The following is an 11,436-nucleotide window of genomic DNA, read 5'->3' on the forward strand; positions in this document are numbered from 1 at the left end:
TATGCATAAGAATATTTCTTTTATTCTAAATTTTCAATTTAGATTTTTTATTCAAAAAATAAATTTTTAGATAAAAATAGATAATTAGTTGTTGTTTATACTCAATCGGATGAAGCCCATACAACTATAGATTTATAAGTTAGAAAATCTAAATAAAATAGTATAGCATAATATCCTCTTGTGAAAAATGAGAAAAATTAGTATTATTGTACTGATTCTAATATTATTTGGAACAGTATTTGCGGATTCTGAAGAACATAATTTTACTGAGGCTATTAGTTTAGTAAAATCTAATACTAATTGTAATGATTTGACAATTCATCAATTAGAGTTAATAGGTGATTATTATATGGAGTAAATGCATCCTGATGAAGCTCATAAAGTAATGGATGAGATGATGGGTGGAGGTATGATGTATTCAAATAATTTAAATGATGAATATAATACAAACTATGGAGGTAGTAATATGATGGATGGATATGGTTATTCGAATCTTTTTGGATTTGGTTTATTTGAGATGGGTTTTATAATGATTTTATTTTGGGGTCTAGTGATTTGGTTCATATATTTTGTAATTAAATCTACGACAGGAAATCAAAATAATTCAAAACATAAAGTTGAAGATTCCTTAGATATTGCAAAGAAAAGGTTTGCAAAAGGTGAAATCACTAAAAAAGAATTTGAAGAGATTAAAAAGGAGTTAAAATAAAAAATGAATATTAAAATGAAATACGGAATTAAAAAGGAAGTTGAATATGATTTTGAGAAGGCAGTAGAGAAATCTGTTGAAGAATTAGGAAAAGAAGGATTTGGTATATTAACTCAGATTGATGTAAAAGCTACCCTTAAGAAAAAACTTGATGTTGAATTCGAGGATTATATTATTTTAGGAGCATGTAATCCTCCTTTTGCATATAAGTCTTTAATTGCTGAGATAGATTTAGGTTTATTATTACCTTGTAATGTTATTGTATATAGAAAAGAAGGAAAAACTTTTGTTAATGCTATTAGACCTAGTATTGCTATGTCCTTTGTCGATAATAAAGAATTAGAAAATATAGCAAAAGAGATTGAGACTAAACTACAAAAAGTAATTGATAGTATCTGAAATTTACTCCCAAATTATGAATGTTATAGTGTGATTATAGTTTGATTCTATAAATTTCGAACTTATTGACTTTAACTCATCGTTTTTTTCATGTGTTTCAATATCTATATACTTGCTTAAATCTCCTTCAGATTCGTTTGTTAAGAGGTTTAATCTTACAGTTTCATTACTACCATCAAATAATTCTATTTCATATAATTGAAATTCATATAATCTTATGTTTTGACTTGAAAATCCAATTTTTTCACTTTCATTGTATTCAATTAAAATAGGACTTTGATTGTATAAGATAAAATTCTCATTATTTTTTGAAAAATACATTAAATAATTTCTCCATGTCCAATCTTCTTTTTCATCAAATTTTGTTAATTTTTCTTCAATTATTTCTCTAGATAATTCTTTAGCTTCATTAGTTTTGTTTTTTTCATATAGAGTTATTATTTCTTGTGCTATTGTGTTTTCTCTATTATCAATTTTATTTGCAAGAGTTAATTCAACAATATATTTACTTTGAGAATCCTGAATTTTAGTATTAGTTAATTCATACATGATTGTGTCTGTAATTACTTGATATTTAGTTTTTAACATCTCATCATTTGTTCTACCATAGGTTTGCATAGTAGGTTTTGAGTAGAAATCATCTTCATCATTTATCATTGAAGGAATTTGTGTTAGAAAAATTGTAAATATCACTAGAAAAATGATAAAACCAATAGTTGATTTTGATGGTTTTAATCTTTTCTTTCTTTCCATAATTTAAATTAAAGAGTTTATGTTTATAAATTTTATTTTTTATTGTTTCACGAATAATCATAATTAGTTAGGTTTATATATATCAAATTACTTGAGAATATATGAAATTGAATAAATTGTTTTTCATTATTTTAATTTTAATTTTTAGTTTGAGCTTTGTTCACTCTACTAAATTTATTAAAAATGATGTAAGAATTATCAAAAATCACAAAGGTTATCCTGCTGAGAGTTTTGAACCTAAGGTTTATTATGGTTTATCCATTCCTGATGTTGAATCTGAAAATGAGAAAGATTATTCTGATTTTAGAAGAGATTATATTAGAGATAGGTCTAATGATGAATCTTTCTTTGATCCTTTAAAAAATATTGATGAAAAGAGTTTATATACTTCAAGAAGAGGAACATATCGTAGTGAATATGAGATTAGAAAAACTCAATTTGAGGATTTAAATATGAATCGAATTAATTTGTTTAAGAGTTATGGTTATAGTTATACTGATTCTGAAAACTATGAAAATAATGATTTCTATTGATATTTGTCGTTTTTTTTAAATCAAAAATAATAATTTTTGGTCATTCATTAAAATATTCATTTTATCTTAACATTAAAATAAAAAATATTCGAAATAATAAAAAAGAAAACCTTATAAACTTTAATATTATATAATATAGTATAATGGCAGGTTATGATCCTAAATTAGATAAAGAATTGTTCGCAGAAGAGTTGAGCTTTGAAAGTACTAAAATCAAAGTAAGTGTTATGGCATATGGTGAAGGAGCATCAAAAATTCAAATTACTAGACAAAATTTTAATTCTTCAACTAATGAGTTTATGTTTGCAAAACTTGGTAGAATGTCTAAAGATGAGATGGGCAAAATTTTACCAGTTGTTGATAAAGCTATGAAAAAGATGTAGATCTTTTTATTTTATTTTAAATATTTTTAATTTAATTTTGTTTATTCTTGATATATATTAGCTCATCAGTGTTAGGACCATTTCCTATTGAAATTATTTTTGCACCTGTAAAGTGTTCAATTGTTCCAATTAAGTCTTGGACTCCTTTTGGTAATTCGTTTCCTTTTCTTTTGTTTTTTGCAATAGGAGTTTCTTTCCAACCTTTAATAGTTTTAATTATTGGATAACAGTTATATAGTACTTGCTCAGTTGGAAGTGAGTTTCCAGCTTTTATTATTGTTCCATTTTTGTATTCTTTTCCGTTTGAAAAAGTAGATTTATTTTCTGGACTGTAGTATATATATGCTATAGTTACACCTATCTCATCATAATCATCTCCCCTATCTACTGCTGAAATTGAAAGGTAGGGTCCTTGAGTTTCATTTACTTCATAATGAGCTACACAATCAAATAATCCACAAACTCTTGGTTTTTTAGTTGTAGCACCGCATTCCCCATGTTGTATTGATGAACCTATAGCCATTGCAACATTTATTTTGTATGAACCAGTTTCATCTTCATAGGTTGTTGGTTTTAAGATTCCATTTTCTTGAATTGAGTCAAAGAATTGTTTTTGAATTGTATCAAAATTTGTACAAGCATCCCCTAAGTCTTTTAATGTATTAATATTTTTTCTTGAGAAGAAGTCTTGACTTACATATGATGATGGGTTTGCACCAATTCCAACTCTTGAAGATGCAGGAGTTTTATGAATATTTATTACAACAGATTTGTATTTTTGGAAATTAAATTTAGTTGCAGCAAGGATTCCTGAAGCTGATGTGTTTGCAGAAGTTGAGGATTCCCAAAATTTTTCAGACCCATTTGATAACCAATACGATTGAGGTCCTTCAACTAGAATTTTTCCACCTTCTTTTAGGATTTTTTGAGTTAAATAAGTAGTATCAACCATTTGAGGAAAATCTTTATTATTTACTACAAATTTATCATATAAATTAATTAGATACTCTGTTTTATCAAGAGCTTTTAAGAAATCAATTACATATAGAGGAATTCTTATTTCTCCATCTGAATTAATCTCTTCACACATTTCAATAATTTGTTCTTCTGATAGGTTTTTTACTTTAAGTAGACCATAGTATGTAATCATATCTTTTTCTAATCTTTTTTTAACAATTTCTTTGGAATTAAATAGATGATCTAATCTTATTCCTCTTTTTGATACTTTTGATGCATGTACAGGAGACATTCCTTTTAGAGTTGAAGAGTTATTTAAATTTCCAATAAAATCTATTAATTTGTGATAAGGTGTTACAATATGAACATTTCCAATGAAGAGTCTATCTTTATATGAAATATTTTTTTCAGTTAATTGAGATAGTTCTTTTTGCATGAAACTTACAAGATCCATTACACACTCAGGTCCAATTAAATTTGTTTTTTCTTTCATTAGAAGTCCAGATGGAGCAAGATTGAATACAAATTTCTCATTATTATTAAATACTGTATGTCCTGCATTTTCTCCTGAGTTTACCCTTAGAATTAGTTTTATGTCTTCATTATGAGCAATTGCATCTACAGTTTTTCCTTTACCTTCATCACCAAAATAAGCTCCAGCAACAATTATTACTTGATTTTCTTTGATTAAAGGATGTAAAACTTCTTCAACTCTCCTTTCTTCATATTCAGAATTATTTTCATAATCTAGCTCTTCTATTTTTCGAGTATTTTTGATATTCTCAAAAATTAAATCTTCATTTTTATCAGCAAGTATTTGTTTTAATTCCATTCCATTTATTTATTATGAATGAACTTTATAAATTTACTTGTTTCTTTATACTTTTTAGTTGTTACTACCCTAAAGTTTAAAAATGAATGTCGAGTGAGTATTTTATGATAAAGAAAATGAATTTGAAAAATAAGATATTAGTTGGACTTTTGGGAGGCTCTCTAGCATTTGTTCCAGGAGCTTTTGCAAAAAGTAGCGTTGATAATCCTCAAAGCTCATTTGGAGTAGATTATACTTTTATTGATTCTGATATGCAAGAAGGAAATAAAGTTGATTTGAATGGTTCATTAGTTACTGATTATGGAATTTTTAATTTAGGTTTTAGTGAAACTTTAGGTAAACAAAGAATTGACCCTCATAAAACAAATGTTGTAACTAATGGAACTACACCGAGGGATTTTTATAATTTAATGGATGGTAAAATTCAAGAAATTAGTTTAGGTTGGGGTGCAAAAAAAGAAGTTTTAGATGATTTACTAGTTGGTTTGAAAATTGGAGGAAAAATTGGAGAAGGTGAAACTGATAAAGGTCCTGAGACTATTGGTTATCAAAAACAATCAGGGAATGGATTTTTAGTTGGTTTGAGTCTTACAGATTTGGATGAAAATGGTTTGAAAACAAGTTATAGTCAAAAAAATGTAGAAGAGAGAGTAACATTTGTTGGTTCTTCATCTAATGAAAAAATTACTTCAGAGACTTATTTTGTAGGTTATCAAATTGGACTTATGAATGGAAAATTACAAATTACTCCATCTTACACTTTAGAAAAAGAGAACTCAGATTTAACTTTCAAACCATTTGGATTAAACAGAGAAGTTGAGCATACAAAAAGAATTCCAGGAATTGAAGCTAAAATTTTAGATAATAATGAGGATTATATTGCTTTATCCTTAGGATTAATTCAAGGAGAACAAAGACATGAATTTACTTCAGCAAATACATCTGGGTATAAAATTGGAATTGAAAGATTAAATGAAGGTTTGAAATTATGGTTAAATGGTAGTTACGAAGATAATTCTTCTAATTCTTCACTTTCAACAATTGATCCAAACACTATGGTTCCTGTAGAATTATTATTAGATGAAAAAAGAAAGAATATTAATATCAATGGAGGTTTTTCTAATTCAAAATTAGAATTTAATATGAATTATGATGTTGAAGATAAATCTGGTGTAAATGATGTTTTTATACCTTCATTTAATGTAACTATGCCTCTTGCTAATGCGGAGTCTATATATAAAACTCTTTCAGGAGAATTAGGTTTGAATATTAATGAAAATGGTAAATTAAACATTCATGCTCAAAAAGAATTTGAACATGATGGTTTTGAAGCTGGTTTAGGATACACTAAAAGATTCTAAATAATTTTCATATCTTCTAATGTTTTTTTATCTTTTTCTAAAACAATTAATTTAGGTATTTTAGTTTGAGTATCGTTTGAAGTATTTTTTGAAAACTCCTTTTTAGCAAGTGATATGAAATTTTCAGGAAGTTTCTTTATTTTTATTTTATTTAATCTTTGGGATTTTCTTTTTGATTCGTACTCTATATTTATTTGTTTTAATTTATTATCTAATTTGTTTTCTAATTCATCAAATTCTTTCTGCGAGTATTCTTTATTGAATTCAATATATAATTCGTAATGTGGAGTTTCGTGTTTAATATTTGCAATAGCAAAGAATGTTTGATAAGAATGAGGATTAAATGTTTTCTCAATTATTTTAATTATTTCCCATTCACTTATCTTCTCGCCAGTTAAGTTTGAAAAATATTTTCCTTTTTGTACAAAACGAATTTGAGGTGTTTTTTTGTAATAATTGACTACTTCTACAATGTCATCCATAAAGTATCGATATAATCCACTTCTGTTTGTGATTATTATGTAATATTTCTTTCCTATTTCTAATTCATCGACTAATTTTGTTTCTAGTTTATTTTTATCATAATCTTTCACTTCTATAAATTCGTAAAAATTTGAAGTTATTTCTAAAACTCCTTCCCCTTTCTTTGAATATGAAGTTGGAATACTAAACCTACCCTCAGATGCCATATATCCAATTTCATGAATTAATACATCATTACCAAAATATTTTGGAAGTTTTTCAATATAAATTCCTACACTTCCCCCTTTCCAACATCCAATTGTTTGAAGATTAGTAAAAACATCTTTAGGATAGATTATAGTTTTGCCTTTTTTGATTTTTTTTAACCTATTTGCAATTTTAAGGTTTTTTTTTCTATCTGTGTAAGATTCAAAAATTTTGTTTTTAATTTCTTTATTTATAGTCTTATTATCAATTAAACTAATTATTGTATTATTTTCTAAGTCCTCAATTAATTCATCGTAATGTTTATTGAGTTTTTTTGCAAGAACTAACAAATTACTTGGATTAGGAGATATTAAAAGTGTTAAATTTCTCTTTAATATGAATATAATAATTAAGTAGTACCTTAGTTCATAATCTTCAACTTCAAGTACTTCATCTGGAACACAATACATTTTTTTTATTATGAATAATTGTTTATCATGAATTAAAGCACTAACACTCCCGAATGGAATTTTACCTTTTGTTCTTCCCTCATAAGATTTAGAAGAAAAACCATGGATTGCTCCTAGTAATGAAAATGTCTTAGGTGAGAGTAAATATGTTTGTGATGTCCAAACATTCCATGAATTTTGAAGTGATTTGATTGTTTTTTTGGTCTCAGGAATAAATTTAGGTTTATCTGTTGTACCTGAAGTAATTGCAAAGAATAAGGACTTATTTGAGATAATTGAATTTTGAATGCCTAATTTTGTTTTTTCAATATATTTTTCTAAATCTTCATAAGTATTAATACTTACTTGGTTTTTGTAATCTTTAATTGAAATTATATCTTTGAAATGATTATCTTTTCCAAATTGTGAATTTTTATTTTTTAAAATTATTTCTTCAAATAAATTATCTTGGATAATTCTAGGCCTATCTAATAGTTTTAAGAAAGGTCTATTCTTTACAAAATATAGATAAGTTTGATATATATTTAAAAATAAAATAAGTTTTTTAAGATTCATATTTAACTAATTAAAGTCAGTCATATTTATAATAAAAATTTGTAATTCTTAAGTAAAATATGTTCAATTTATCTTGCTATTTTTAATTTATTTTCTAATCTTTGACTTGATTTTGTTAAATCTCTTCTATCTTCTCCTAAATAAAAAGATTCAAATTCGTTATCATCTTTAAACATACTTTCTGGGATGATTTTTTTAAATAAGGATTTATATTCTGTAGTCTCTATTTTCTCATGATAGGTTCTACTAATTTCTTCTTTAATTCTAGTCTTTAATGTTTGTTTATCAAAAATTACTGGAGATTTGTATTCTTCAAGTAGATTTGATATTGAAATTGGAATTGTAACATCAAAATCTTTGTGGTGTCCTTTAACATAACCTATTTCTTTCTCCATTAATTGTGAGTATTTTTCTTTTGTTTCAAATCTATAATTAAGTGGGACAGTTCCACTTTTAATTAAAGTTGGCCAGGATTGATTTAACATGAAATCAGTCAAATCAGGATTTAAATCACCCCTATATTTATCTTCGTTAATATTTGTTGTAACATCACTTGCATCTAAATCTGAACTTCTGTATACTCTTGATGAATATTGTGCTTCAATTTTGTCAAGTATTTGTATTAAAAGATTTTCAACTCCCATTACTTCTTTTGTTATTTTTAATGGATATCCTTTTCCATTTATTGCTTCATGATGAAATAATGCCATCTGCACAATCTCTTCTTCTACCCCTTTTTCTAATAAAACATAAGCACCTAGTAATGTATGAGCTTCCATAAAACTTCTTTCTTCTCTTGTAAATCTTCTTGGTAAATTTTTAATTTCATTAGGGATTAAATATTTGCCTATATCATGTAATCTTGAACCAACTGTTGCTACATAAAGTTGTTTTTGTGAAAATCCTAATTGAATTCCTACTTTGCTCATCATATGACCTAATCTTAATGAATGAAAAGCAGCTTCAGGGTCTTTATCTTTAAATTCTCTTTCACATTCTTTAATTATATTAGTTCTACTATCAATCTCATTTTGAATTTTTTTTTGATGATTTTGCATTTCACTTAAATGTTCTTCAAGAACTTTTTTGGATTTATTCTTTAGGATAGAAACAGGTGAATATTTGTCAAACCATCTCTCACCATTATAATTATAATCAGCTTCAATTGTGAATCCACCAGTATTTTCATTTAATTCAAAAGATAACCTTTGAATTAACTCCGAATTATCTTTATCCTTTAATTGATATAATCTAAAATTATTGGTATGTTCTTGTTCAAACTTATTTGGATCCATGAATTTTTTCATTAAAGCATAATAATGACCCCAATTATAATAAATAATATTTTTTGGATGTGCAATCCCTTTTTCAGGGGTTACTTCTAATTTACCTCTAATTGATTTATCTTCTTGAATTTCAGTTGTATATTTGAAATATTTATTTCTATTGTATTGAGAATTAACTCCTACAGCAGTTTGAAATAATGCACATAAATCTCTTTTGAAGAATAATGGTAATATCTTATTTTTTAATGAATTTTCAAATGATTCTATTCCTGCTTGGAAAAATTTAAATGAGTCTCCAGATAATTCTTCTTCTACATTATTAAATATTTGAAGAACATGATTGTATGGTACAAAACATTTTTTTTTTGAGAAAATATTTGAATTTTTTCTATATTCTTCAGGAACATTTTTACTTAATATTCTTTTTGTAGTTAATTCTTCATAAAAATCTGGAACTTCTTTAAAAAATACTTCTTTAGATATTTTATTCTTTTTTGCCCATTTCCATATATTTACAACATTTTCTAGTGAATTTAAATTCTCTTCTCCTACAAATATTGAAGATATAATATGTTCAGTAATATCTTCGAGTCCTTTTTTACAATATCCTCCTTCAATATCCATAGGGACCGTATTATTATCCATTTTAATATAATTTTCTAGTAATTACGAATTCTTTGTAACTACTGTTAAGGGTATCTTTAAAATTTAAATAAATTGGTAGGTTTTTAAACTTACCCTTTTTGTTGAATTTAGGATTAATAAATATTGGTTTTTCAAAAAGAATTGAATCGTAATCTCCTTCGTTTTCAATAGTTTCTAAATATTGTCCCAATAATAAATTATATCTAGTAAGAACGGTCTCTCCTACAAGACAACCAAGTATTACTGGTATATAATTTTTTCTACAAAATTCATATATCTTTAATGAGTTACAAATTCCACCATTTTTTGATATACGAATCATTGCTATATCTCCTTCTTTTTGACCTATTAGTTTTTTTGTGTCATCAAAAGTGCATAAGCTCTCATCTAAGATAATTTTAATTTTATTCGTAAAACAATAATTATACATTTGCCTTATATTACCATCTTCTACTTTGAATGGTTGTTCAAATAATTTTATTTTATTTTGATTTAGAATTTCAATTGTTTCTACTATATCATCTATTGAAAATGACTCATTTGCATCAACTCTTAAATCAATATTTTTTAATATTTTTCTAATTAGAAATAAATTTTTAATATTATTTTTACTAATTTTAACCTTTAGATGTTTAAATCCTAATAATTTTACTAGTAGAGATTTGATTATTATTTTTAATTTTGAATCAATACCAAATACTGCAGAGTATTCAATACAGTCTTTTTTTTTGAATTTTATTTTATAAAAATTTAGTATGTCTTCTATATCTTTGTTGTATATTTTTGCTGAGAGGTTAAGAAGGGCTTGTTCATATGCTGAGAATGCTGAGAGTTCATTTTTATTTATATTTGGTAAAAAACCATCAATTGTAATTAAAATGTCTTCAAATGAATTGAATTCAATTTCTTTGAAGTATGGTATTATTTTTCTTTCTAATGTCTCTATTACAGTTTGAGGATTTTCACCTGTAACATATTCTCTTGGTAGACATTCACCTATCCCTTCTTCATTTTCGAAATAAAGTTTAATTATTATGTTTTCAGTTTCACCTCTGGATTGACTGGAGTGTTTGAATTTGTGTTTAAATGGTAATTTTACATGTAAAACTTCCACTTTGTCTATTTTCATTTCTTCTTCTCCGAGCAAAAAATTGCCAAAAAAATATATTTTATTTTCGATATCATTTTAATAGTCTATATACCCTATAACTTCTAATTCTTTACTGTTAAATAAATCAACTGGAGTTACTGTTGCTTCATCATCTTTATCGCCAATGAAAACTCCAATACTTTCATATATTCTTGTAATATTTTCTGAACAAAAAACTGACCATCTTGGCGAGAAAGGATTTTTTAAATTTTGATAGAATGAGAATTTGTCATATGATTTGAACATGACTGATAAAAAAGCACCTTTGAAAAAAGCAAATCTTTTTCCTATTACTTTATTTTTTATGTACTCTATAATTATCTTTTCTTCATTTTTAGTTAATTGTATTTTTTTTCTCATAACTAAACCAATAACATTTTTATCGTATTTCTTGACTGTTTTTTTAAATTTTACATTTAAAGCCATTTTTGGAACATCTATGAAATAGTTTTTGTTGTTTTTCTTTTCATAAAACAATCTTGCATGACCAATATGAGATTTGGTATTTATTAATATCATTTTATATACCCAACTACTATTAATTATTTCATCATTTTTCAAAGATAATAGTATATCACCAAATTTTAAGTCATTGTAGGAGATTTTTTCATATTTATTATATTCTGGCTCATAGGTGAAGTGCTTAAAGCTGTAGAACATATTTTCTAAAATTTTTATACTTCTTTTGTTTTCTAATAAAAGAGATTTTACATTTTCGATTTTCATAGAAAATG

12 protein-coding genes are annotated in these 11,436 nt (G+C 25.6%); 6 read left to right on the top strand and 6 right to left on the bottom strand.

Going from position 1 to position 11,436, the window contains the following annotated elements:
- Positions 1–187: 187 nt before the first annotated feature.
- From PF569_01990 to PF569_02000, 3 genes are read left to right on the top strand one after another with little or no spacing between them, the layout of a single operon-like run.
- On the top strand, positions 188–358 hold the full coding sequence (locus tag PF569_01990; protein ID MDA3855001.1) for a hypothetical protein: 171 nt from the start codon (positions 188–190) through the stop codon (positions 356–358).
- Positions 359–709, top strand: coding sequence for an SHOCT domain-containing protein (locus PF569_01995; protein ID MDA3855002.1), 351 nt, complete (start codon positions 359–361; stop codon positions 707–709).
- A gap of 3 nt (positions 710–712) precedes the next feature.
- Positions 713–1,108, top strand: coding sequence for a DUF302 domain-containing protein (locus tag PF569_02000; GenBank protein MDA3855003.1), 396 nt, complete (start codon positions 713–715; stop codon positions 1,106–1,108).
- 3 nt (positions 1,109–1,111) lie between these two features.
- Here the strand turns inward: PF569_02000 and PF569_02005 are convergent, their stop codons facing one another.
- On the bottom strand, positions 1,112–1,861 hold the full coding sequence (locus PF569_02005; GenBank protein ID MDA3855004.1) for a hypothetical protein: 750 nt from the start codon (positions 1,859–1,861) through the stop codon (positions 1,112–1,114).
- 101 nt (positions 1,862–1,962) lie between these two features.
- Between PF569_02005 and PF569_02010 the strand changes: the two genes are divergently transcribed.
- Together PF569_02010 and PF569_02015 are read left to right on the top strand one after the other, a co-directional pair.
- Complete coding sequence (locus tag PF569_02010; GenBank protein ID MDA3855005.1) at positions 1,963–2,394, top strand: hypothetical protein; 432 nt, start codon at positions 1,963–1,965, stop codon at positions 2,392–2,394.
- Positions 2,395–2,537: 143 nt separating this feature from the next.
- On the top strand, positions 2,538–2,777 hold the full coding sequence (locus PF569_02015) for a hypothetical protein (GenBank protein MDA3855006.1): 240 nt from the start codon (positions 2,538–2,540) through the stop codon (positions 2,775–2,777).
- A 31-nt stretch (positions 2,778–2,808) separates the two neighbouring features.
- Here PF569_02015 and PF569_02020 read toward each other — a convergent pair whose 3' ends face one another.
- The gene (locus PF569_02020) at positions 2,809–4,566 is read right to left on the bottom strand and encodes an adenylosuccinate synthetase (GenBank protein ID MDA3855007.1); all 1,758 of its coding nucleotides are present in this window, start codon (positions 4,564–4,566) and stop codon (positions 2,809–2,811) included.
- A gap of 104 nt (positions 4,567–4,670) precedes the next feature.
- Between PF569_02020 and PF569_02025 the strand changes: the two genes are divergently transcribed.
- Positions 4,671–5,927 (top strand): hypothetical protein, encoded by a 1,257-nt coding sequence (locus tag PF569_02025; GenBank protein MDA3855008.1) that lies wholly within the window; start codon positions 4,671–4,673, stop codon positions 5,925–5,927.
- Here PF569_02025 and PF569_02030 read toward each other — a convergent pair.
- From PF569_02030 to PF569_02045, 4 genes are all read right to left on the bottom strand, one after another.
- Complete coding sequence (locus tag PF569_02030) at positions 5,924–7,621, bottom strand: GH3 auxin-responsive promoter family protein (protein MDA3855009.1); 1,698 nt, start codon at positions 7,619–7,621, stop codon at positions 5,924–5,926. The genes PF569_02025 and PF569_02030 overlap by 4 nt on opposite strands.
- A gap of 68 nt (positions 7,622–7,689) precedes the next feature.
- Complete coding sequence (locus PF569_02035; GenBank protein MDA3855010.1) at positions 7,690–9,552, bottom strand: HD domain-containing protein; 1,863 nt, start codon at positions 9,550–9,552, stop codon at positions 7,690–7,692.
- A 1-nt stretch (position 9,553) separates the two neighbouring features.
- Positions 9,554–10,681, bottom strand: coding sequence for a hypothetical protein (locus tag PF569_02040; GenBank protein MDA3855011.1), 1,128 nt, complete (start codon positions 10,679–10,681; stop codon positions 9,554–9,556).
- 57 nt (positions 10,682–10,738) lie between these two features.
- Positions 10,739–11,436 (bottom strand): hypothetical protein (locus PF569_02045; protein ID MDA3855012.1); only part of this gene is annotated, 698 nt, incomplete at its 5' end.

This window comes from Candidatus Woesearchaeota archaeon, from assembly GCA_027858315.1.
Taxonomy (GTDB): Archaea; Nanobdellota; Nanobdellia; order Woesearchaeales; family UBA583; genus UBA583.

Bases quoted from the DNA above. Each gene is read 5' to 3' on its own strand.
- PF569_01990 (MDA3855001.1), top strand. From the start codon at position 188: ATGAGAAAAATTAGTATTATTGTACTGATTCTAATATTATTTGGAACA.
- PF569_01995 (MDA3855002.1), top strand. From the start codon at position 359: ATGCATCCTGATGAAGCTCATAAAGTAATGGATGAGATGATGGGTGGA.
- PF569_02000 (MDA3855003.1), top strand. From the start codon at position 713: ATGAATATTAAAATGAAATACGGAATTAAAAAGGAAGTTGAATATGAT.
- PF569_02005 (MDA3855004.1), bottom strand. From the start codon at position 1,861: ATGGAAAGAAAGAAAAGATTAAAACCATCAAAATCAACTATTGGTTTT.
- PF569_02010 (MDA3855005.1), top strand. From the start codon at position 1,963: ATGAAATTGAATAAATTGTTTTTCATTATTTTAATTTTAATTTTTAGT.
- PF569_02015 (MDA3855006.1), top strand. From the start codon at position 2,538: ATGGCAGGTTATGATCCTAAATTAGATAAAGAATTGTTCGCAGAAGAG.
- PF569_02020 (MDA3855007.1), bottom strand. From the start codon at position 4,566: ATGGAATTAAAACAAATACTTGCTGATAAAAATGAAGATTTAATTTTT.
- PF569_02025 (MDA3855008.1), top strand. From the start codon at position 4,671: ATGATAAAGAAAATGAATTTGAAAAATAAGATATTAGTTGGACTTTTG.
- PF569_02030 (MDA3855009.1), bottom strand. From the start codon at position 7,621: ATGAATCTTAAAAAACTTATTTTATTTTTAAATATATATCAAACTTAT.
- PF569_02035 (MDA3855010.1), bottom strand. From the start codon at position 9,552: ATGGATAATAATACGGTCCCTATGGATATTGAAGGAGGATATTGTAAA.
- PF569_02040 (MDA3855011.1), bottom strand. From the start codon at position 10,681: ATGAAAATAGACAAAGTGGAAGTTTTACATGTAAAATTACCATTTAAA.